This is a genomic window from Sulfurivermis sp. (assembly GCF_059410345.1).
Window position 1 is genome coordinate 1 of sequence record NZ_JBLJDO010000022.1, and the last position, 21,498, is coordinate 21,498.

Consider the following 21,498-nt stretch of genomic DNA (forward strand, 5'->3'; position numbering starts at 1 on the left):
GTTCCGCTTCAGGCTGCGATGCTCGGCGAGACATAGGGGAATGTATTCGTGCCGTTTGCGCGAGCGCGATGGAAACTCTGCACTTATGCAACGGACTGTTCCGATTGAAGGTAACGCTATGACGACACACAAAATGGACAGCCGCGAGCTGGGGCTGGTGCTGGGCAAGCAGTTGCTCGGCGTGGAAGATCTGCACTACGGCCTGTGGGAGGCGGACCTCACGCCGTCGCTGGCGCGCATGGTGCACGCGCGGCTGGCCGAGTTGCCGGGCAATCAGGCGCGGGTGTTCGAGACCACCTTCGAGGGCATGCCGGTGGCGGAGGTGGAAGGGCAGTACGACGCCATTCTGTTCAGCGAAAGCTTTCAGTACATCGATCTGCATACCGTGCTCGGCCATTGCGCGCGCCTGCTCAAACCGCAGGGCCGGGTGGTGATCTGCGACTTCTTCAAGACGCCCGCCGCAGGTGACGGTCAGCCCGGCGATGGTGTCATCGGCGGCGGCCACCGGCTGGACGAGTTCCGCCGCGTGCTGGCGGCGGCGCCGTTCGACGTGGTGCGCGACGAGGACATCACGGCGCTGGTGGCGCCCAACATGGACATCGTCGACGATCTGTTGATGCACAAGCTCAAGCCCTCGGGCGAGGCGATCTGGGAGTATCTGCGCGGCAGCTATCCGTTCACGGCGCGGCTGCTCGGCTTCTTCCTGCGCAAGAAGCTGCCCAAGGTGCAGAAGAAGTATTTCTCCGGCCTGCGCACCGGCGCCACCTTCGCCAAGTACAAGAACTACCGCCTCGTGGTGCTGGCCAAGCGTGATGGCGCCTGATCTCTATTTCGCCGACCCGCGCGCCTGGTCGCGTTGGGGCTACGGCAGCGCGGCCGTGCTGGCCGCGCTGCTGCTGTTGCTGCTGGCCAGCGACGGTAACGCGGCCCTGTTCCACCTCGTCAACGGCGCAGCGTGGCCGGCAGGGGACTGGCTGTGGTCCAACATCACCGTGTTGGGCGACACCATGACGTTGTTGTGCCTGCTGCTGCCCTTCGTCGGCCGCCGCCCCGACCTGGTGTGGAGCATCATGGTGGCGGTGATCGTGGTGTCCGTGCTCATCCATGGTGCCAAGCTGGTGTTCGACATGCCGCGGCCGCCCTATGTGCTGGATGGCGCCGACCTCCGCGTCATCGGCTTTCGCGCCATCTCCGGTTCCTTTCCTTCCGGCCACAGCGCGGCGGCCTTCGCCTTTGCCGGGGCGGTGTGCGTGATGCGTTTTCCCCTGGCCGCCAAGGTGGTAGTGTTGCTCGCCGCGAGCGCGGTGGGCCTCTCCCGCGTGGCGGTGGGCATCCACTGGCCGCTGGATGTGGTGGCCGGCGCCCTCATCGGCTGGCTCGGCGTGATGCTCAGCGTGTGGCTGGGGCAACGCTGGCCGCTGGGTCTGCGCCTCCCGGTGCAGCGCGGCATCGCCGTGCTGCTGGTGGCCGCCGGCTTGTACACCTTGTGGGATTATGACGGCGGCTATCCGCTGGCGCGTCCCTTGTTGGTAGTGTTGTCCCTGGTTGTGTTGGCGCTGGCCTGGCCGGGGCTGCGGCGTCTGTTCCAGCGGAGAATTGCATGACCCATCATCTCAAGCGCATGTTTTCGCTGCTGCTGCGCCTGGCTGTCACCCTGCTGGTGTTCTGGCTCATCTTCCGCGCCATCGATCTGGATGGCGTGGTGCAGACGATCTCGGGCGCGGCGCCCGGCCTGTTGCTGGTGGCGTTGGTGTTTCAGCTGGCCAGCACCCTGCTGGCCTCCTGGCGCTGGAAGCTGGTGATGCAGCGCCTCGGCTTCGGCCGCGACTTTGTCTTTTATCTGCGTAGCTATTTCAAGGGCGCCTTCTTCAATCAGGGCCTGCCCACCAGCGTGGGCGGCGATGCGTTGCGCGTGCTCGACGTGGCGCGCACCGGTCACCGCAAGCGCGATGCCTTCTACGGCGTGGCGGTGGACCGCGGCCTCGGCCTGGCCGGCCTGCTGGTGTTCAACCTGCTGGCGCACCTGCTGGCGCCGGATCTGCTGCCGCGCCAGGCCTTCCTCGCCATCAATGGCATCGTCCTGCTCGGTATCGCCGGCTTTGCCGCCACCTGGTTCCTGCATCGGCTCGAACTGCTGGAGCACTGGGCACCGACGCGCGTGCTGCGGCGCATCTCGCAGCGGCTGGCGGCGGTGCTGGCCGGGGGGCGCGATGTCGGCGTGCAGCTGGGCCTGTCGCTGCTGATCCATCTGCTGGCGCTGCTCGCCATCTATTACATCGGCCGCAGTGTCGGCCTGGAGTTCGGCCTGCTCACCTACATGGTGATCGTGCCGCCGGTGATCCTGCTCACCCTGGTACCGGTGTCGCTGGCGGGGTGGGGCGTGCGCGAGGGCGGCATGATTGGGCTGTTCACCCTCATCGGTGCCGACAAGACCCTGGTGCTGTCCATGTCCATCCTCTACGGCGTGACCCTCATCGTCAGCAGCCTGCCCGGCCTCTACGCCTATCTCACCGGCAAGCACCACCTGTAACGTGAACGACGCGCGCCGCAATTTTTACTACGCCCTGGGCGGCGTCACGCTGCTCAAGCTGCTGCTGGCCGCCTGGCTGCCGCTCACCGGCGACGAGGCCTATTTCTTCGTCTGGGGCAGCCATCCCAGCGCGGGTTATTACGATCATCCGCCCATGGTGGGCTGGTGGTTGACGGTCTTGCTGCCGCTGGGACAGGCAGAGTGGTGGCTGCGCCTGCCGGCCTACGCCATGACCAGCTTCATCGCCTGGGTCGTCTATCGTCTGCTGCGCGATGGTCTTGGTGAGGAGCGCGCGATGCTGGCGGGCCTGCTCTATCTGTTGGCGCCGGTGAACATCGTCAACGTGCTGATCAGCACCGACACCCCGCTGATCCTGTTTTCCTTCCTTTCCGCGCTGGCCTTGCAGCGCGCGCTGCAACAGGAGGGCTACCGCTGGTTCGTCTACGCCGGCGCCCTGCTCGGCCTTGCCTTCCTCGCCAAGTACTTCGCCGTGTTGCTCGGTCTGGCCTATGGCGTCTATCTGCTGTTGATCAGGCCGTCGCGGCGCAATCTCATCGGCCTGGTGCTGCTGTTCCTTGCCGTGCTGCCCTTTGCCGCGTTCAACGTCTGGTGGAACTATGGCCACTGCTGGAACAATGTGCTGTTCAATCTATACAGCCGTCACAGCGGCGGCAGTTTCGATTGGAGCCATCCGGCGCTGTATCTGCTGATGCTGATCTATCTGCTGGGGCCGCTGGCGTGGTACGGCTGGCGGCAGCGCGGCGCGGTGCTGGCTGTTGCACGCCGGCGCGAGCTGTTCTTGTGGCTGTGGCTGCTGCCGATGGCTCTGTTCGCGCTGCTGTCGTTCACCGCGCGCATCGGCCTGCACTGGGTGCTGGCCTTTTATCCCTTTCTGTTTCTGTTCCTGCCGGCTGTCCTGGATGCCGCACAACTGCGCCGCAGCGTGCGTTTCATGGCCGGCTTCTCTGCGCTGCATGTGGCGGCGCTAGCCGTGGTGCTGGTGCTGCCGACGGATGTGTGGCGGGAGCGGCCGGTGCTTCACCACGACATGGTGTTCGGCAGCCACAGCGGTGAGTTTTGGCAGCAGATGGCGCCGCAGGTGGAGGGCTATGCCCTGGCCACCGAGAGCTATGTCTATTCGGCGATCCTGGAACACCGTTCCGGCCGTCGTTTTCATGTGTTCGGCGATGCCTCCAAATATGGCCGCCATGACGACCAGCTCACCGATTACCGCGCGCTGGATGGGCAGAATATCGCCGTGTTGCTGTACGCGGAACAGTCGCCGGCGGTGCATGCGCGCTATTTCGAACGGCACGAGGTGCGCGAGATTACCGTGCGCGGCGTCACCGACTATCTGCTGCTCGGCCGCGGTTTCCGCTATGCCTTGTACCGCGACGAGGTGCTGCGGCGGGCGCAGCAGCAGTTTTACCGCCTGCCATGGTTCCTGCCAGCCGGCGCATGCTATTTTTACGAGCGTTATTTTCCCGACGAGGACGTGCAACGGTTGCCACGCGGATGAATATTTTGAATAAGGACATTGCCGGCTGGGGGCACTACCCGGTGCAGCGCTGCGAGCTGGTGCGGCCGGAACGCCACTCCGAACTGTGGTCGGAGGCGCCGTCGCTGCTGGCGCGCGGCCAGGGCCGCAGCTATGGCGATGCCGCGCTCAACGAGGGTGGCCGCGTGGTGCTCACCGAACGGGTCAACCGTTTTCTCGCCTTTGATCGCGACAAGGGCATCGTGCGCGCCGAGGCCGGCCTCACCCTGGCGGAACTGCTGGCGGTCACCGTGCCGCGCGGCTGGTTTCCGCTGGTGACGCCGGGCACCAAACACGTCTCCCTGGGCGGCTGTGTGGCCGCCGATGTGCACGGCAAGAATCATCACCACGACGGCGCCTTTGGCCGCAGCGTGCGCGAGTTGGAATTGATCAGCGCCGACGGCCGCCGTCTGCGCTGTTCGCCGCAGGAAAATGCCGCGGCCTTCCACGCCACGCTGGGCGGTATGGGTCTCACCGGCCTCATCGGCGAGGTGGAGCTGCAATTGCAGCCCATCGACAGCGCCTGGATCCGCGCCCGTCATCAGGGGGCGGCCCATCTGGAACAGCTGTTCCAGTTGTTGCAGGACAGCGACGGTGAGGCGCGCTACAGCGTCGCCTGGGTGGACCTGATGAGCCGCGGCGCGGCGCTGGGTCGCGGGGTGGTGATGAACGGCGATCACGCCGGGCGCGACGAGCTGTCCGGCGGCCGTCGCCTGACACCGCTGCGCCTGCCGCCGCACACGGTGCGCACCATTCCCTTCAACATGCCCGGCTGGTTGCTCAACGGTCTGTCCATCCGCGCCTTCAACAGCCGCTATTTCCGCAGCGAGGGCAGCCGCACGGCGCCCTTCCTGGTGGACTACGACACCTTCTTCTATCCGCTGGACACGCTGCACCACTGGAACCGCCTGTACGGCAAGCGCGGTTTCGTGCAGTACCAGTGCGTGGTGCCGACTGCGGGCGCCCTTGCGGCGATGCAGCGGATCATGCAGCGCCTGGCCGCCAGCGGCCACCCGGCCTTCCTCGGCGTGCTGAAGCGCATGGGCGCGCAGGGTGACGGCCATCTGTCCTTCCCCCTGGAGGGTTATACCCTGGCGATGGATCTGCCCATGCAGGGTGAGGCGACCTTGCGCCTGCTGGATGATTTCGACGCGGTGGTGCTGGCCCACGGCGGGCGCGTCTATCTGGCCAAGGACGCGCGTCTCCAGCCGGAGTCGTTCCGCGCCATGTATCCGCGTTTTGCCGACTGGCGGCGCATCAAGAACGAACTGGATCCGCTGGGCGTGTTCAGCTCCAGCCTGTCGCGCCGGCTACGTCTGGAGGATGAGGCATGAGCGGCGCGATCCTGATCCTCGGCGCCACCTCCGCCATCGCCCGCGGCACGGCCGCGGCCTGGGCGCGGCGCGGCTATCGGTTGTATCTGGCCGGCCGTGACGTGGAATCCCTGCGCCGTGATGCCGCCGACCTCGCCATCCGTTACGGCGTGGCGGTGCACTTCGGCGCCTTCGACGCGGCGGCCCATGACAGCCATGCGGCCTTTCTGCAGCGGGTGACTGACGAGATGGGCGAGCTGGAGGGCGTGTTGCTGGCCTTCGGCTACCTGGGCAGCCAGAGCAGGGCGGCGGGCGACTTGCGCGAAACCATGGCCATCATCAACCGCAATTTCGTCGATGCGGTGTCCATACTCAATCTGTGCGCCGACCACCTGGAACAGCGCGGCCGCGGCTTCATCGCCGGCATCGCCTCGGTGGCCGGCGATCGCGGCCGCCAGAGCAATTACACCTACGGCGCCGCCAAGGGGGCCTTCGCCCTGTACCTGCAGGGCCTGCGCAACCGCCTGTTCCCGGCGGGGGTGCAGGTGTTGACCATCAAGCCCGGTTTCGTCGACACCGCCATGACCTACGGCATGCCGGGGCTGTTTCTGGTGGCGACGCCGGCCTATGTGGGCGAGCGCATCGTCACGGCGCTGGAACGCGGGCGCGAGGTGATCTATGTGCCGTGGTTCTGGCGCTACATCATGCTGATCATCCGCAGCATCCCCGAGCGCTTGTTCAAGCGCTTGAAGTTGTGACAAGAATCAGTCCGCAAATGAACGCGAATATACGCGAATGGAACATACTTGTTCGAACGCTTTGGTCAGGCATGGGTGATCATGGCTTGTCTGGCATGGCTTCATTTGCGTCCATTTGCGTTCATGCGCGGACTTGGTTTTATGGCTGCTAACCGTCCCGTCGTCGCCGCCTTCGATTTCGATGGCACCATCACCTGCCGTGACACCTTGCGCCCGTTTCTGCTGCAACTGGCGGGTTGGGGTGGCGTGCTGCGCGGCATCGTGCCGCTGCTGCCGACGCTGTTCGGTTATGGCCTGCGCCTGACACCCAACGACGTGGCCAAGGAGCGGGTGCTGCGGCGCTTTCTGGGCGGTATGGACAATGAGGCGCTGCATCGCGCCGGCGCGCGCTTTGCGCAGGAACAGCTGCTGCGGATGGTGCGCCCGGCGGCGCTGGCGCGGCTGCAATGGCACCAGGCGCAGGGGCATCGCTGTGTGGTGATCTCTGCCTCCATCGAGCATTATGTGGCGCCATGGGCGCGCGGTGCCGGTTTCGACGATGTCATTGCCACGCGTCTGGCGCTGGATGACAACGGTTGCGTGACCGGTCGCTACGACGGCGCCAACTGCTACGGCGCGGAGAAGGCGCGTCGCCTGCACGCCCTGCTGGGCGCGCGCGCGGATTACGAACTGTATGCCTACGGCGACAGCCGCGGCGACCGCGAGCTGCTGGCTCTGGCCGACCACGCCTACTACCGCACCATGCCGGGAGAAGGAAATGGCGCTTGATTTGCGCGCAATGATCAAATTGCTGCGGCCGCATCAGTGGCTGAAGAACGGCTTCGTCTTCGTCGGTCTGCTGTTCGGCCATGCCTGGAACGATGTGGTGACGGTGCAGGCGGTGGTGCTGGCGGCGCTGGCCTTCTGTTTCGTCTCCAGCGCCATCTACGTGATTAACGATCTGGCCGACCGCGAGGCCGACCGCCTGCACCCGCACAAGAAGCACCGTCCGCTGGCGGCGGGCACGGTGACGGCAGGGCAGGGCATGGTGCTGGGGGCGCTGTGCGCCCTGGCCGGTTTTGCCCTCGCCTGGACGGCTTCACCGACGGTGCTGCTCATCGTGGCGCTCTACGCCGTGCTCAACCTGCTTTATTCGTGGCGCCTGAAGCACGTGGTGATCCTCGACGTGTTCATCATCGCCGCCGGCTTCATGCTGCGCATCCTGGCCGGCACCATCGGCGTCGGCATTCCGCCCTCGTCCTGGCTGCTGCTCACCGGCCTGATGGTCACGCTGTTTCTCGGCTTCGCCAAGCGCCGCTCCGAACTGGCGGTGATGGAACACAGCACCGCCCCGGCGCGCAAGGTGCTGCAGAATTACTCGCTGCCGATGCTGGACCTGATGATCGGCGTCTGCGCCACCGGCGTGGTGATGGCCTACAGCCTGTACACCATGAGCGCCGATACCATCGCCGCCCACCGCACCGGCAATCTCATCTACACGGTGCCCTTCGTGCTCTACGGCCTGTTCCGCTATCTGCACCTCACCTTCAGTACCGATGCCGGTGAAGATCCGGCACGCGACCTGTTGCGCGACCCGCACCTGCTGCTGACGGTGCTGGGCTGGGCCGCGCTCACCTTCTGGTTGCTGGCATGAGCGAGGCCACACCGCGGCCGGTGCGCGGCCTGCGCGCGCTGATCCTGTCGGTGGTGGCGGCGGCGCTCGGCTATCTGGCCTTTTCCCTGTGGGGCGGCTGGCGCGAGGTGGTGGACGCATTGCGCGAGGTGTCGCTGCCGGTGCTGGCGCTTTTGCTGGCCCTGTCCCTGGTCAACTACGGCCTGCGTTTCCTGCGCTGGCAGCATTACCTGCACCTGTTCGGCCACCGCGTACCGTGGCTCACCAGCCTGCGCATCTATCTGGGTGGTTTTGCCCTCACCACCACGCCGGGCAAGGCGGGGGAGGCGTTGCGTTGCGTGCTGTTGCAGCCACGCGGCGTGTCCTGGCCGCACAGCCTGGCCGCCCTGCTGGCCGAGCGTCTGGGCGATCTCATCGCCATCCTGCTGCTCGCCGCCGTCGGCCTGGCCGCCTACCCGCCGGCGCGCGGCGTGGTGGTGGTCATGACCGTACTGTTGTTCGCCATGCTGCTGCTCATCCAGCAGCGTGCCTGGCTGGAGCAACTGGATGGGTGGTTGCGCCGTCGCTTCAGTGGCCGCCCCGCCGCCCTGGCCGCCGGGCTGATCGAAACGATCCTGCATTCCTCGCGTCTGTTCTCCCTGCCCCTGTTCGGTTATAGCATCGCCCTCGGCGTGGTGGCCTGGGGTGCCGAGGGCGTGGCCTTCTGGTATCTGGTGCAGGTGCTCGGCACTGGCATGGATCTGCCCACCGCCCTGTTCATCTATGCCTTTGCCATGCTGGTGGGGGCGGTGAGCTTCCTGCCCGGCGGCCTGGGCGGCGCGGAGCTCACCATGGTGACCCTGTTGACCCTCAATGGCATGAGCCCGGGTGTGGCGGTGGCGGCGACGGTGCTGATCCGTCTTGCTACCCTGTGGTTCGCCGTCCTGCTCGGCGCCGTTGCCCTGCTGCCCGGCCGGCGCGGACGCGCGGTATAATCGGCCTACTTTTTCCTTTTACGGTTCAGGAGCGGCGGCAATGAAAGTGGATACCATGCGCAAGGTGGATTATTACGCCGGTGTGCCGCTGTGTTTTCTCGTCACCCTGGTGTTTCGCATCATCGGACTGTTCCGCCGCTGGCAGCGCACGGCGCCCCGGCGCGTGCTGTTGGTGGAATTGTCGGAGATGGGCAGCGCGATCCTGGTCGACCCGGCAATGCGCAAGCTGCGGCAGCACGGCGCCGAGCTGTTTTTCGTCATCTTCAAGAAGAACGCCGCCAGCCTGCAGCTGCTGGGCACCGTGCCGGAAGAAAACGTATTCACCATCCGCGAGAGCGGCCTGTTCGTGCTGGCCTACGATACCCTGCGTTTCCTGTTCTGGACCCGCCGTCGCAACATCGATACGGTCATCGATCTGGAACTTTTCTCGCGCTACAGCGCGCTGCTCACCGGCCTGTCCGGCGCCAACAACCGCATCGGTTATCACGCCTTCCACAACGAGGGCCTGTACCGCGGCGAGCTGCTGACCCATCGCGTCGCCTACAACCCGCATCTGCACATCGCCAAGAACTTCATCGCCATGGTCAACACCGCCCTGAGCGACAAGGTGGAGCTGCCGTACTCCAAGACCTTGATCCGGGACGAGGAAATCGTCCTGGCCAAGGCGGAGATCACGGCGGAACAGCAGGAGGCGATGCGCGCCAAGGTGCGGGAGGCGTATCCGGCCTACGACCCGGCGCGCCAGCGCATCGTGCTGATCAATCCCAACGCATCCGACCTGCTGCCGCAGCGGCGCTGGATGCCGGAGCGTTATCTGGAGGTGATGCAGCGCATCATCGACGGCTACGACGACGTGCTGGTGCTGATCACCGGCGCGCCGGGCGAATACGAGGAAGCGGAGCAACTGCGCAAGTGGGTGGGGCGCGAGCGCTGCGTCAACTTCGCCGGGCGCCTCAAACTGCTGGAACTGCCGGCGCTGTACAGCATCTCCCTGCTGATGCTGAGCAATGATTCCGGTCCAGGCCATTTCTCCGCCGTCACCGACCTGCCCACCTTCGTCATCTTCGGTCCGGAGACGCCGAAGCTGTACGGCTCACTGGGCAACTCCACGCCGATCTACGCCGGTATCGCCTGCTCGCCCTGTGTTAGCGCGGGCAATCACCGCAAGACCCCCTGCGTCGATAATGTCTGCCTCCAAGTGATCACCCCCACCCAGGTATTCGATACCCTGCGTCCTGTTCTCGATGTCAAATAGAACCGCCGCACAGGCGCAGGGATTGTGCAGTGGAAAACCCCGCGTCTCTGCGGCAGGTCGTGAACCTTGGAATCATTGATTCTCTATTGCCGCGCCGGATTCGAGGGCGAGTGTGCCGCCGAGGTGCAGGAGCATGCCGCGCTGCTGGGCGTGGCGGGTTATTGCCGCGCCACGACGGGCAGTGCCTATGTGGAGTTCAATCCCTATGAAGGAATGGCGGTCGAATTATTGCAGCGTTTGCCGTTCCATGAACTCATCTTCGCCCGCCAGATGTTCGCGGCGCGGCGCGTCGATGATCTGCCGCTGACCGATCGCATCGGTCCTTTGCTGGCCGCGCTGGGTGACGTGGTGGTGGGTGAGGTGTGGGTGGAGACCGCCGACACCAACGAAGCCAAGGAATTGCAGGTGTTGTGCCGCAAGCTGGCGCCGCCGCTGCGGGCGGAACTGGTGCGGCGCAACTGGCTGCACGAAGAGCGCAGCAACCTGCCGCGTCTGCACGTTTTTTTTCTGAGCTCTTCCTCCGCCTTCATCGGCATTTCGGCGCCGGAGAATGCCTCCCCTTGGTACATGGGCATCCCGCGCCTCAAGTTTCCCGCCGGCGCACCCAGCCGCTCCACCCTGAAGCTGGATGAGGCGCTGCTTACCTTTCTTACGGCAGATGAGCGTGAGCGGCGTTTGCGACCCGGCATGCAGGCGGTGGATCTGGGTGCGGCGCCCGGCGGCTGGACCTGGCAATTGGTGCAGCGCCACCTGCGCGTGGTGGCGGTGGACAACGGGCCGATGGACAGGGAGTTGATGGACAGCGGCGTGGTGGAGCACCGCCGCGAAGACGGTTTTCGCTATCGCCCCGCCAAACCGGTGGACTGGATGGTATGCGACATGGTGGAGCAGCCGGCGCGCATCGCGCGCCTGGTGGCGGACTGGCTGGCGCAGGGCTGGTGCCGCGAGTGCATCTTCAACCTCAAGCTGCCGATGAAGAAACGCCACCAGGAGGTGCAGCACTGCGCCGCCCTCATCGAGCAGCGGCTGTCGCAGGCCGGCGTACGCTACACCCTGCATTTCAAACAGCTCTACCACGACCGTGAGGAAGTGACGGGTTATCTCCGCGTGGTTGGCTAGGGCGCTCCCTGCGAACCGTGTGCCGCGAGGGTTCGGTTCCTGCGGTCTTGTCGTGCCTCGTCCTAGTCCTTGAACGGCAGGACATACTTGTCGTAATAGTCCTCTGCCAGCACCGCCGCTTCACGCATTTGCTGCATGCTCAGCTGGTCGGCGGCGGCATCACGGAACTTGGCGGCGGCGGTGTCGCCCTGGCCGGCAGCGAGGTCGAGCCAGGCATAGGCCTGGATGTAATTCTTTTCCACCCCGACACCGTATAGATACAGCCCGCCGAGTTTGCCCTGGGCACGCATGTCACCCTGCTGGGCGGCATTTAGAAACTCAGTGTAGGCAGTGGCGTAGTCGCCCTTCTCGTAGGCGGTCATGCCGTCTTCAAAGCCCGCGTGGGCAAGCGGGGAGCAGAGCAGAAAGAACAGGGCAGCGATGAGACGTTGGCGCATGGTGTGACCTCCGATGCAGATGACTGTCAGGGGGTGATCGGTTTGCCATCGAGCAGGGCGCGGCCGTGCTCCAGCGTGAGCCGTCCCTCGGCAAACCAGCGGATGGCCTCGGGATAGATGCGGTGTTCCTCGCGTAATACGCGGGCAGCGAGCGATTCGGGGCTGTCGCCAGGTTCAACCGGCACACGTGCCTGCATGACGATCGGGCCGGCGTCCAGTTCCGGCGAAACGAAATGCACGGTGGCGCCGTGTTCGTCGTCGCCGGCGGCGAGGGCACGGGCGTGGGTGTCGAGGCCGCGGTGACGCGGCAGCAGCGAGGGGTGGATGTTGAGCATGCGCCCCTCGTAACGGCGCACGAAGCCGTCGCTCAGTATGCGCATGAAGCCGGCCAGCACCACCAACTCGGCGCCACAGCCGTCGATGATCTGCGCCAGCGCCGCATCGTAGCTTTCCCGATCGGCATAGTCCTTGTGATTGAGCACCTGCGTCGGGATGCCGGCCCGGCGCGCGCGCTCCAGGCCGTAGGCATCCATCTTGTTGCTGATCACCGCACGGATATCCACCGGCAGGCCGGCCCGCGTGGCGTCGATGATGGCCTGCAGGTTGCTGCCGCTGCCGGAGATGAGGACGACGATGGGGAGCTTGCGCGCCTCGGCCATTAGGTATTGATCACGACCTGTTCACCGCCTACCGCCACCGTGTCGATGGCGCCGAGGTGCCAGGCGGTTTCGCCGGCGGCGCGCAGCAGTTCCAGGCTGCGGGCCAGGTCTTCCTGGGCCACGGCGATCACCATGCCGACGCCGCAGTTGAATACACGGTGCATCTCGCGCTCGGCGATGTTGCCCTTCTGCTGCAGCCAGTCGAACACCGGCGGGCGCCGCCAGCTTTTGCCGTCGATGACGGCGCGGCAGTTCTCTGGCAGCACGCGCGGGATGTTTTCCAGCAGGCCGCCGCCGGTGATGTGGGCGAGGGCATGCACGTCCACTTGCGCGAACAGCTGGAGCAGCGGCTTGATGTAGATGCGGGTGGGGGCGAGCAGGGTTTCGCCCAGGGTCTTGCCGTGGAACTCTTCGCCCAGGTAGGCCTTGCTCACCTCGATGACCTTGCGCACCAGCGAGTAGCCATTGGAGTGCGGGCCGGAGGAGGCCAGGCCGATGAGGGCGTCGCCCGTCTTGACCTTGCTGCCGTCGATGATCTTGCTCTTTTCCACCACGCCCACGGCGAAGCCGGCCAGGTCGTAGTCGCCGCCCTGGTACATGCCGGGCATTTCCGCGGTCTCACCGCCGATGAGGGCGCAGCCGGCCTGCTCGCAGCCCGCGGCGATACCCTTGATGACATCAGCAGCGGTGTCCACGTCGAGGTGGCCGGTGGCGAAGTAATCGAGGAAGAACAGCGGCTCGGCACCCTGCACCACCAGGTCGTTGACGCACATGGCGACCAAGTCGATGCCGATGGTGTCGTGCTTGTGCAACTGCATGGCCAGCTTGAGCTTGGTGCCGACGCCGTCGGTGCCGGAGACCAGCACCGGTTCCTTGTAGCGGTCCAGCGGCACCTGGAACAGGGCGCCGAACCCGCCCAGACCGCCCATCACCTCGGGGCGCGTGGTGCGCTTGGCGTAGGGTTTGATGCGTTCGACCAGGGCATCGCCCGCGTCGATGTCGACCCCGGCGTCGCGGTAGCTGAGGCCGGCGCTGTGCTGCTTGTCGTTGCTCACGTGTAGTCCCCGTCGAGGCTGGTGATGCGCGACCGGATTCACAGGCTGGCCGCGCGAAAAGGGCGTCATTGTAACCGGAACGCGCCGCGCCGTCTGCCCGCGGCTTGACTTGCGACGGAGGGTGACATAGCGTGCGCGGGCATGAAACGACTCCCCTTGTATACCTTCATAGCGTTGTTGTGGCTGGCGGGCCATGCCATGGCGGCGGAGGTGGCCGGCCTGTACGAGGCCGAGGTGCCGGTGGCCGATCAGCAGGGCGAGGCGCGCCAGCAGGCCATGCGCGACGGCTTGGCCGAGGTGCTGGTGCGCGCCACCGGCTACAGCGCCACGCCGCAGGATCCCGCCCTGGCCGACCTGTTCAGCAATGCCGCGCGCTATGTGCAGCAGTATCGCTACCGTACGGTGCCGGCGACGGCCACCCAGCCGGCAGGACTGACGCTGTGGATGTCCTTTGACGCCAATAGCCTCGGCCAGGCCCTGCGCAGCCGCGGCCAGCCGGTGTGGGGCAGCGCCCGGCCGCTGTTGCTGGTGTGGCTGGCGGTGGAGACCGGTAGCGAACGGCGCCTGGTGTCCGCGGCGGAAAGTGCCGGCATGCCCGGGCTGGAGACGGCGGCGCGCCGTCGCGGGTTGCCGCTGCGGTTGCCGCTGCTCGATCTGGAGGATCAGGCCCGCATCACCGCCGCTGACGTATGGGGCGGCTTCCAGGAGCCGGTGCTGGCCGCCTCGGCCCGTTATCGGCCGCAAGCGGTGTTGCTCGGTCGCCTGTATCACGACCGTCAGGGTATCTGGCACGCGCGCTGGACGCTGCGGGTGGGCGACGAGGCCATGCACTGGGAGAGCGCCGGCGCCACCCCGGATCAGGTGTTGGGGGCTGGTGTGGACGGCAGCGCCGACGCCCTGGCCATGCGCTTTGCCCAGGTGGTCGACCTCGACGGCGGCAGCGTGGTCACGCTGCATGTCAGCGACGTCACTACCCTGTCCGATTACGCGCGCCTGCTGAATTATCTGGGCGCACTCAGCGGCGTCACCGCGGTGCAGGTCACCGAGGTGGAGCCGCGGGCAGTAACCTGTCGTCTGACCCTGGAGGCAAACCCGGCGGCGCTGACACGCACCATCGGTCTTGGTTCCACCCTGGCCGTCACCACTGCCGGCTCCGCGCCGCTGGATGCGCTGCATACGGAGCTGTATTACCGGTTGCTGCCCTGAAGTCCCGGGGCCGGGCATGCTGCGCTTTCTGCCCAACCTCATCACCGGTCTGCGCATACTGCTGATTCTGCCGTTTCTGTGGCTGCTGCTACGGGGCAGCCATGGTGCCGCCCTGATGCTGTTCGTGCTGGCCGGTGTGTCCGATGCATTGGACGGTTTTCTTGCCAAGCGCTACGGCTGGCGCAGCCGGCTCGGTGCGATCCTGGACCCGGCGGCGGACAAGCTGCTGATGCTGTGTACCTATCTGGCATTGGGCTGGCTGGCGGCCCTGCCGTGGTGGCTGGTGGCGATGGTGCTGCTGCGCGATGGCATCATCGTGGCCGGGGCGCTGGCCTACTACCGGCTGTTCGGTGTGTATGAGATGGAACCCATGCTGGTCAGCAAGCTGAACACGGCGCTGCAAATCGCGCTGGTTCTGGCCGTATTGTGGGCGTCGTGGCATGGCGGCGTGGCCCCGGCGCTGCTGCACTGGCTGATCTACCTGGTGGGACTCACCACCCTGGCCAGCGGCAGCGCCTATGTGTGGGTGTGGAGCCGGCGTGCGCTGGCGGAAAGGGACAAAGGACGATGACGGAATCGCAGAAATGGTTATGGGTGGCGGCAGCGGCGGCCACTGCCCTGTTGTTCTATGCGCTGGCACCGGTGCTGGCGCCGTTCGCCACCGCGGCGATCCTGGCCTATATCGGCAATCCCCTGGTGGAACGACTGGCGCGCTGGCGCCTGGCGCGCACCTGGGCGGTGGTGGTGGTGTTCGCGGTACTGGCGCTGCTGGTGGTGTGGTTGCTGCTGGTGCTGGTGCCGATGCTGGAACGGCAGATCGTGCTGTTTATGGCCAAGCTGCCTGCCATCCTTGATTGGCTGCAACAGCAGGTCTTGCCCTGGCTGCAGACGCGCTTCGGCCTGGCCGCGACGCCGGATATGGGCAGCCTCAAGGGCTATGCGGCGGAGCATTGGCAGTCCGCCGGCGGCCTGGTGACCCAGGTCTTGGCCTCGGCGTCCCGCTCCGGCCTGGTCCTGCTCGGCTGGCTGGCCAATCTGCTGCTGGTGCCGGTGGTTGCCTTCTACCTGCTGCGCGACTGGCCGGCGCTGCTGGCGCGGCTGCACGAATTGCTGCCGCGACGCATCGAGCCGGAGGCGGTAAAGCTGATCCGCGCGGTGGACGAGGTGCTGGGGGCGTTTTTCCGCGGCCAGCTGCTGGTGATGCTGGCGCTGGGTGTCATCTACACCCTCGGCCTGTGGCTGGTGGGGCTGGACCTGGCCCTGCTCATCGGCATGCTGGCGGGTCTGGTCAGTTTCGTGCCTTATCTGGGCCTCATCGTCGGCGTCGCCGCCGCCGGTGTCGCTGCGCTGCTGCAATTTCAGGAGTGGCTGCCTCTCCTGTATGTACTGCTGGTGTTCGGTGTGGCGCAGGTGCTGGAAAGTGTGCTGCTGACCCCGTGGCTGCTGGGCGAGCGCATCGGCCTGCATCCGGTGGCGGTGATCTTCGCGGTGATGGCCGGCGGCCAGCTGTTCGGCTTCCTCGGTGTCCTGCTGGCCCTGCCGGTGGCGGCGGTGGTGGTGGTGCTGCTGCGCTATGCCCACCAGCATTACCTGGACAGCCGGCTCTATTCGGCGGCCAACCGGGGCTGATGTGGAACGGCAACTGACCCTGCGCATCGGTCTGCGCGATAGCGCCACCTTCGGCAATTTCCTCGTTGGCGCTAACGCCGCTCCCCTGCACCTGTTGCAGCAGGGGGCGGAACCGTTCGTTTACCTGTGGGGTGGTTGGGGCAGTGGCCGCAGCCACCTATTGCAGGCGGCCTGCCATGCCGCGACCGCCCGCGGCGGCAATCCGGCCTATCTCCCCCTGGGTGAACTGGCCGGGGCCGGTGTCGAATTGCTGGATGGACTGGAGCAGATGTCGCTGGTGTGTCTCGACGACCTGCAGGCGGTGACGGGTAACGCGGCTTGGGAAGAAGGGCTGTTTCACCTCTACAACCGGGTGCGTGATGCCGGCGGCCACCTGCTCGCGGCGGCGGATGCCAGCCCGGCCGCCCTCGGCGTCGAACTGGCGGACCTGCGCTCGCGGCTCGCCTGGGGACCGGTGTTCCAGCTTCAGCCCCTCGACGACACCGGCAAGCTGATGGCCCTGCAGTTACGCGCGCGGGCCCGCGGCATGGAGTTGAACGAGGAAGTGGGCACTTACCTGTTGCGGCGTTGCCCGCGTGATATGCATGCCCTGTTCGAACTGCTGGAACGGCTGGATCAGGCCTCCCTGGCGGCCCAGCGCCGTCTCACCATCCCCTTCGTGCGCGAGCTGATCAGCTGAGGCGCTGTTCGGCCTAAGGCTCCGGGTGGCGCGGCCGCCGCGGGATCACCCCGCCCTTGAGGCGCACATAGGCCAGCGCACCTACGTATAGGCATAGTGCCAGCAGGATCTCCATCACCGCCAACCGCCGGTCCTGCGGTGTGGCGAACAACTCGCCGGCGCCGTGCAGCAGATACAGCAGCGCCAGCAGGCTGGCCCAGAAGTGACTCTTGGGCCGGCCCTGCAGGAGGCCACGCAGCGGCAACAGCAGTGGCCCGACCAACACCAGCAGCACCAGGCCCACGGGCAGGGCGGGAGGCGACAGCCACAACTGCCAGGCCAGCAGCAGGGCGATGAGGCCGAAATAGCCGGTGAGGGCGGCAGTACGCGCCAGCAACAGACGGTTCATCGGCGCAGCGCCGGGATGTTGCCGCCTTCCAGCTGTGCCTTGGCGGTGGCGGCGAGGCGCCGCCCCAGGGCCTGGCACAGGCGCTTTTCCTCCTCGCTCAGCGGCAGGCTGCCGTCGGCGCCTGCATGATGGGTAGGGCCGTAGGGGGTGCCGCCGCCGCGGGTGTGCAGCAGTTCGGTTTCACTGTAGGGGATGCCGAGCACCACCATACCGTGATGCAGCAGCGGCAGCATCATGGACAGCAGGGTGCTTTCCTGACCGCCGTGCAAGCTGGCGGTGGAGGTGAACACCGCCGCCGGCTTGCCGATGAGGCTGCCGGACAGCCACAGCGGACTGGTGCGGTCGATAAAGTATTTGAGCGGCGCCGCCATGTTGCCGAAATGGGTGGGGCTGCCGAGGGCCAGACCCACACATTCCTCCAGGTCGCGTAATTCCGCATAGGGCGCCCCTTCCGCAGGCACTTCCGGCGCCACCGCCGCGCATTCCGGCGACACCCCTGGCACGGTGCGCAGGCGCGCCTCCATACCGCTGACCTCTTCGATGCCGCGGGCGATGTGCCGCGCCATGTCCGCCACCGCGCCGTGGCGGCTGTAGTAGAGCACCAGGATTTCATTCATGACTCAGAGGATCTCCAACACTTTTTCCGGCGGGCGGCCGATGACGGCCTGCCTGCCGCGGATCACGATGGGGCGTTCGATGAGGCGCGGGTGTTGCACCATGGCATCGATGAGCGCGGCGCGGCTGAGCGTGGGGTTGTCCAGGCCCAGTTCGGTGTATTCATCTTCTTTCCGTCGCATCAATTCCCGTGGCTCCAGCTTGAGCGACTGCAGGATGCGCTCCAGTTCTGCATGGGTCGGCGGCGTGTCGAGGTAGTTGATTACCTCCGGCTCCATGCCGTGTTCAGTAAGCAGTTGCAGGGTCTGGCGCGACTTGGAGCAGCGGGGGTTGTGATAAATGGTTATCGTCATGACGTGTATCTATACTTTTCCAGAGTGGTCGCATTCTAACGGCAGTCGTCGCGCTGGGCCACGGACGGGCAGCATGGGTATTCTGTGACCCCACTAACACAACGCCACAGTGTTACTGCCTGATAATACCGCACCTGTTACTTGACACCCTTTTTGTTGGGGTGTTAGCTTGTGGGAACGCTTGCCGCCTTTCCTGTATGGGAAAGCACAATCAATACGCATGGAGCCATGGATATGAAAATCAAGAACATGTTGAAGTACTCCGGTCTTGCCGCTCTGGTGCTGACGGTTGCCGTCGGCTGCGCCAGTGCCCCGAAGGAAGAGGCAGCAGCGCAACCGGTCGTGCAGGATACCGCCTGCCTGGACGCGCAGAATGCCATCAATGAAGCCAAGCTGGCCGCCGAAAAGGCTGCTGCTGCCGGCGCCATCTGGCGCGATACCGAAGGCCTGCTCAAGCAGGCTGAGGATGCCCTCAAGGCTGGCGATTGCACCAAGGCCATCAGCCTGGCCAAGCAGGCCCGCAGCCAGGCCGAGGCCGCCCAGGCCCAGCGCGAAGCCGAACTGGCCCGCATGGGTGCCGCTGCCGGTGCTGACAGCTACAAGGTAGTGCGTGGTGACAGCCTGTGGCGCATCTCCAGCAAGAAGGAAATCTATGGCAACCCCTACCAGTGGCCGCTGATTTACAAGGCCAACCGCGACAAGATCAAGGATGCCGATCTGATTTACCCGGGTCAGGTGTTCGCCATCAACCGAGCTGCTTCCAGTGCTGATGTTGCCGCTGCCGTGAAGCACGCCAAGACCCGTGGCGCTTGGTCGCTGGGCGTGGTGGAAGAGTCCGACAAGGCCTATCTCGCCAAGTAAGCCGAGCAGTCATGTAGAAAACCGGAGAGCCCCGCAAGGGGCTCTTCGTTTTTATATAGGAAAAATGACATAAGACAGGATGGGAACAGGGGGCGCCGTTGGCTGTCTACACTGTCGCTGACGGTGTGGGAATAAGTTTGGCACCCACTGCAACCATATCGTTGAAGGAGTCCATCGCGTGTCACGCACCGGTTTACTGCTTGTATTGCTGCTGTTGGTGGGGAGTGCCGTGGCCAACCCCGACTTTACCCTGCTGGATATCGACGGCAAGCAGCATCGCCTGTCCGATTACCGCGGCAAGTGGGTGGTGGTCAATTACTGGGCGACGTGGTGTCCTCCCTGTCTGGAGGAAATCCCCGAACTGGTGGATTTTCACGACCGTCACAAGGACCGCGATGCGGTGGTGCTCGGTGTGAATATGGAGACGGTGACGGCCGACAAGCTGCGCCAGTTTGTCGAGGAGAATTTTGTGTCCTATCCGGTCTTGCCGGGTTCCCCTACGATGGATACCGTAGGGCCGGTGCGGGGATTGCCCACCACCTATCTGGTGGCTCCCGATGGCCGATTGGTGGCACGCCAGGTCGGCGGCATCACGGCGGCGGGTATCGAGACGTTTATCAATAACAGCAAATAACCAAGGTAGTGGTATTGGAGGAGATCAGCATGCGGCGCTTTTGGATGGTTCTGTGCCTATTGACGTTGTTGCCCGTGACCTTGGCATCGGCGGCTGGCGGGCGCGATCCCTTGACCCATTTCTTCAATGAAACCTTTGGCAATTTTGCCGAGGAACTGGAGCAGGCGCGTGAGCAGGACAAAAAGGGCGTGCTGGTATTTTATGAGATGGATGAATGCCCGTTCTGCCATTACATGAAGCAGAATGTCTTGAATCAGCCCACAGTGCAGGACTACTACCGCGAGCATTTCCTCAACTTCATGGTCGATATCGGTGGGGACATCGAAATTACCGACTTCAGCGGCAATCACACCAGCCAGAAGGAGTTTGCCAAGGCGGCGCGGGTGCGCGCCACTCCGGTCATCGCCTTCTATGATCTGAATGGCAAGGAACTCTTCCGCCATACCGGCCGTACCTCCGGTATCGAAGAGTTCCTGTTGATGGGGAAATTCATTGCGGAAGGCGCATATAAAACTCAGAAGTTCACCAACTACAAACGCGAACATCTCAAATAACAAGAAATACTGCCCATGCCCATGTTTGATCGTATCGCCGCCTATGGTGCGGTGCTGTGTTTTTCCTTGGCGTGCGCAGTTCCCAGCGTACGCGCCGCAGAACCGTTGCCGGATCCACTGACCTTGGAGCAGGCCCTGGCCCTGGCCGAAGAGGCCGATCCCAGCCTGCAACAGGCTCAGGCCGAGGTGGACCTGGCGCGCGCCGGCGTGCTGGAGGCGGAGGCGCGGGACGGCGTCAATGTCTGGATCGAAGGCCGCGCACGCTGGGTCGAGCCGGCCGACAATACGGTGGACAAGTCCCGTGATGACCACAAGGTCAGCCTGCTGGCGCGCAAGAATCTGTATGATTTCGGCCGCAGCAGCGCGCAACAGGCGGCTGCCCAGGCCGAGCTGGCGGGGCGCGAGCAGTTTTATGTCGACAGTGCGCAGCAACGCCGCATGGAGATCATGCGGCGTTATTTCGATGTGCTGCGTGCCGATCTGGAGTTTGCCCGTGACGATGAAGCCATGGCTGTCGCCTATGTGACCCTGGATCGGTTGCGTACCCGCCACGAGTTGGGACAGGTATCCGATCTGGACATCCTGACGATGGAAAGCGATTACCAGCAGACGCGGCGCAACCGTTTCGCCAGTGAAGGGCGCATGCGCGTGGCGCGGGCGCAGTTGGCCATTGCACTGAACCGTCCCGGCATGCTGCCCGCCAATTTGGTACGTCCTGAACTGCCACAGTTGCAGCGAACGTTGCCCGATTATGAATTGCTGTTGGCCAAGGCACTGGCAGACAATCCGCGGGTGCAGGCCTTGCGCAAGCGGGTGGAGGCGGCCCAGCAGCGACTGGATGCCGCCTACGCCGGGCGCCGCCCGCGCCTCAGCGGTGAACTGGAGGCATCGGAATACAGCCGCTCCATGGGTTCCAACGACAAGATGCGTGCCAGCCTCTACCTGGAGGTGCCGCTGTATGATGGTGGCACGACCAATTCGGCGGTCGCGCGTCAGCAGGCCGAACTGTACCGCGTACAGGCCCAGTTGACCGAAACAGAGCGTAGCTTGCGCCAGACCGTGTTGGAACAGTGGACTGAGCTGAATATGCTGCGCATCGAGCGTGACCGCGCCGCGACCCAGCTCAATTTCCGCGACCTTTATCTGGATCGCAGCCGTGTCATGTACGAAATGGAAGTCAAGGCGGACCTGGGGGATGCCATGGTACGCCTGAGCGAAGCACAACTGGATGAGGCCAATGTCCGCTTTGCCACGGCGCTGGCCTGGGAGCGGATGGATGCACTGACCGGCGGTGCGCTGCCGGCAGAAGCGGAAGCGGCACAACAATAAG

The 21,498-nt window shown here is 65.1% G+C and carries 25 protein-coding genes; 19 read left to right on the forward strand and 6 right to left on the reverse strand.

Annotation, left to right across the window (positions count from 1 at the left end; all coding sequences use genetic code 11):
• Nucleotides 1-118 precede the first annotated feature (118 nt).
• From ACMV8A_RS13470 to rlmM, 11 genes are all read left to right on the forward strand, one after another.
• Nucleotides 119-823, forward strand: a complete 705-nt coding sequence (locus ACMV8A_RS13470; RefSeq protein ID WP_495326391.1) for a class I SAM-dependent methyltransferase — start codon at nt 119-121, stop codon at nt 821-823.
• Nucleotides 813-1,604 carry a phosphatase PAP2 family protein gene (locus tag ACMV8A_RS13475; RefSeq protein ID WP_495326392.1) on the forward strand — a complete coding sequence of 264 codons (792 nt, stop codon included), beginning with the start codon at nt 813-815 and terminating at the stop codon, nt 1,602-1,604. The genes ACMV8A_RS13470 and ACMV8A_RS13475 overlap by 11 nt, the downstream gene beginning before the upstream one ends.
• Nucleotides 1,601-2,530 carry a lysylphosphatidylglycerol synthase transmembrane domain-containing protein gene (locus ACMV8A_RS13480; RefSeq protein ID WP_495326393.1) on the forward strand — a complete coding sequence of 310 codons (930 nt, stop codon included), beginning with the start codon at nt 1,601-1,603 and terminating at the stop codon, nt 2,528-2,530. The genes ACMV8A_RS13475 and ACMV8A_RS13480 overlap by 4 nt, the downstream gene beginning before the upstream one ends.
• Before the next feature lies 1 nt (nt 2,531).
• Nucleotides 2,532-4,049 carry a glycosyltransferase family 39 protein gene (locus ACMV8A_RS13485; RefSeq protein ID WP_495326394.1) on the forward strand — a complete coding sequence of 506 codons (1,518 nt, stop codon included), beginning with the start codon at nt 2,532-2,534 and terminating at the stop codon, nt 4,047-4,049.
• Entirely contained in the window at nt 4,046-5,401 is a 1,356-nt protein-coding gene (locus ACMV8A_RS13490; RefSeq protein WP_495326395.1) for an FAD-binding oxidoreductase, read from the forward strand. The genes ACMV8A_RS13485 and ACMV8A_RS13490 overlap by 4 nt, the downstream gene beginning before the upstream one ends.
• Nucleotides 5,398-6,138 carry an SDR family oxidoreductase gene (locus tag ACMV8A_RS13495; RefSeq protein ID WP_495326396.1) on the forward strand — a complete coding sequence of 247 codons (741 nt, stop codon included), beginning with the start codon at nt 5,398-5,400 and terminating at the stop codon, nt 6,136-6,138. The genes ACMV8A_RS13490 and ACMV8A_RS13495 overlap by 4 nt, the downstream gene beginning before the upstream one ends.
• Nucleotides 6,139-6,279: 141 nt before the next feature.
• Nucleotides 6,280-6,906, forward strand: coding sequence for an HAD-IB family hydrolase (locus tag ACMV8A_RS13500; RefSeq protein WP_495326397.1), 627 nt, complete (start codon nt 6,280-6,282; stop codon nt 6,904-6,906).
• Nucleotides 6,896-7,771, forward strand: a complete 876-nt coding sequence (locus ACMV8A_RS13505) for a decaprenyl-phosphate phosphoribosyltransferase (protein WP_495326398.1) — start codon at nt 6,896-6,898, stop codon at nt 7,769-7,771. The genes ACMV8A_RS13500 and ACMV8A_RS13505 overlap by 11 nt, the downstream gene beginning before the upstream one ends.
• Entirely contained in the window at nt 7,768-8,724 is a 957-nt protein-coding gene (locus ACMV8A_RS13510; RefSeq protein ID WP_495326399.1) for a lysylphosphatidylglycerol synthase transmembrane domain-containing protein, read from the forward strand. The genes ACMV8A_RS13505 and ACMV8A_RS13510 overlap by 4 nt, the downstream gene beginning before the upstream one ends.
• 40 nt (nt 8,725-8,764) lie before the next feature.
• Nucleotides 8,765-9,979 carry a glycosyltransferase family 9 protein gene (locus ACMV8A_RS13515; protein WP_495326400.1) on the forward strand — a complete coding sequence of 405 codons (1,215 nt, stop codon included), beginning with the start codon at nt 8,765-8,767 and terminating at the stop codon, nt 9,977-9,979.
• A 66-nt stretch (nt 9,980-10,045) separates the two neighbouring features.
• Nucleotides 10,046-11,098, forward strand: coding sequence for a 23S rRNA (cytidine(2498)-2'-O)-methyltransferase RlmM (rlmM, locus tag ACMV8A_RS13520; protein WP_495326401.1), 1,053 nt, complete (start codon nt 10,046-10,048; stop codon nt 11,096-11,098).
• Nucleotides 11,099-11,160: 62 nt separating this feature from the next.
• Here the strand turns inward: rlmM and ACMV8A_RS13525 are convergent, their stop codons facing one another.
• The 3 genes from ACMV8A_RS13525 to purM are packed head-to-tail and all read right to left on the reverse strand — an operon-like array spanning nt 11,161 to nt 13,249.
• Nucleotides 11,161-11,535, reverse strand: a complete 375-nt coding sequence (locus tag ACMV8A_RS13525; RefSeq protein WP_495326402.1) for a hypothetical protein — start codon at nt 11,533-11,535, stop codon at nt 11,161-11,163.
• A gap of 26 nt (nt 11,536-11,561) precedes the next feature.
• Entirely contained in the window at nt 11,562-12,194 is a 633-nt protein-coding gene (gene purN, locus ACMV8A_RS13530; protein WP_495326403.1) for a phosphoribosylglycinamide formyltransferase, read from the reverse strand.
• Nucleotides 12,194-13,249, reverse strand: coding sequence for a phosphoribosylformylglycinamidine cyclo-ligase (gene purM / locus ACMV8A_RS13535; protein WP_495326404.1), 1,056 nt, complete (start codon nt 13,247-13,249; stop codon nt 12,194-12,196). The genes purN and purM overlap by 1 nt, the downstream gene beginning before the upstream one ends.
• Before the next feature lie 141 nt (nt 13,250-13,390).
• On the opposite strand from purM, the gene ACMV8A_RS13540 reads away from it, so the two are divergent.
• From ACMV8A_RS13540 to hda, 4 genes are read left to right on the forward strand one after another with little or no spacing between them, the layout of a single operon-like run.
• The gene (locus ACMV8A_RS13540; RefSeq protein ID WP_495326405.1) at nt 13,391-14,455 is read left to right on the forward strand and encodes a DUF2066 domain-containing protein; all 1,065 of its coding nucleotides are present in this window, start codon (nt 13,391-13,393) and stop codon (nt 14,453-14,455) included.
• A 16-nt stretch (nt 14,456-14,471) separates the two neighbouring features.
• The gene (locus ACMV8A_RS13545) at nt 14,472-15,026 is read left to right on the forward strand and encodes a CDP-alcohol phosphatidyltransferase family protein (protein ID WP_495326406.1); all 555 of its coding nucleotides are present in this window, start codon (nt 14,472-14,474) and stop codon (nt 15,024-15,026) included.
• Entirely contained in the window at nt 15,023-16,084 is a 1,062-nt protein-coding gene (locus ACMV8A_RS13550) for an AI-2E family transporter (protein WP_495326407.1), read from the forward strand. The genes ACMV8A_RS13545 and ACMV8A_RS13550 overlap by 4 nt, the downstream gene beginning before the upstream one ends.
• A 1-nt stretch (nt 16,085) precedes the next feature.
• The gene (hda, locus tag ACMV8A_RS13555) at nt 16,086-16,763 is read left to right on the forward strand and encodes a DnaA regulatory inactivator Hda (protein WP_495326408.1); all 678 of its coding nucleotides are present in this window, start codon (nt 16,086-16,088) and stop codon (nt 16,761-16,763) included.
• A gap of 13 nt (nt 16,764-16,776) precedes the next feature.
• On the opposite strand, the gene ACMV8A_RS13560 is transcribed toward hda, so the two are convergent.
• The 3 genes from ACMV8A_RS13560 to arsC are packed head-to-tail and all read right to left on the reverse strand — an operon-like array spanning nt 16,777 to nt 18,119.
• Complete coding sequence (locus ACMV8A_RS13560; protein ID WP_495326409.1) at nt 16,777-17,151, reverse strand: DUF2069 domain-containing protein; 375 nt, start codon at nt 17,149-17,151, stop codon at nt 16,777-16,779.
• Entirely contained in the window at nt 17,148-17,768 is a 621-nt protein-coding gene (gene wrbA, locus ACMV8A_RS13565; protein ID WP_495326410.1) for an NAD(P)H:quinone oxidoreductase, read from the reverse strand. The genes ACMV8A_RS13560 and wrbA overlap by 4 nt, the downstream gene beginning before the upstream one ends.
• A 3-nt stretch (nt 17,769-17,771) precedes the next feature.
• Complete coding sequence (gene arsC / locus ACMV8A_RS13570) at nt 17,772-18,119, reverse strand: arsenate reductase (glutaredoxin) (RefSeq protein WP_495326411.1); 348 nt, start codon at nt 18,117-18,119, stop codon at nt 17,772-17,774.
• Between the two features lie 234 nt (nt 18,120-18,353).
• On the opposite strand from arsC, the gene ACMV8A_RS13575 reads away from it, so the two are divergent.
• From ACMV8A_RS13575 to ACMV8A_RS13590, 4 genes are all read left to right on the forward strand, one after another.
• Nucleotides 18,354-18,980 carry a LysM peptidoglycan-binding domain-containing protein gene (locus ACMV8A_RS13575; RefSeq protein ID WP_495326412.1) on the forward strand — a complete coding sequence of 209 codons (627 nt, stop codon included), beginning with the start codon at nt 18,354-18,356 and terminating at the stop codon, nt 18,978-18,980.
• A gap of 178 nt (nt 18,981-19,158) precedes the next feature.
• On the forward strand, nt 19,159-19,614 hold the full coding sequence (locus tag ACMV8A_RS13580) for a peroxiredoxin family protein (RefSeq protein WP_495326413.1): 456 nt from the start codon (nt 19,159-19,161) through the stop codon (nt 19,612-19,614).
• Between the two features lie 29 nt (nt 19,615-19,643).
• Nucleotides 19,644-20,168, forward strand: coding sequence for a thioredoxin family protein (locus ACMV8A_RS13585; protein ID WP_495326414.1), 525 nt, complete (start codon nt 19,644-19,646; stop codon nt 20,166-20,168).
• 15 nt (nt 20,169-20,183) lie between these two features.
• Nucleotides 20,184-21,497, forward strand: coding sequence for a TolC family protein (locus ACMV8A_RS13590; protein WP_495326415.1), 1,314 nt, complete (start codon nt 20,184-20,186; stop codon nt 21,495-21,497).
• Nucleotide 21,498 lies beyond the last annotated feature (1 nt).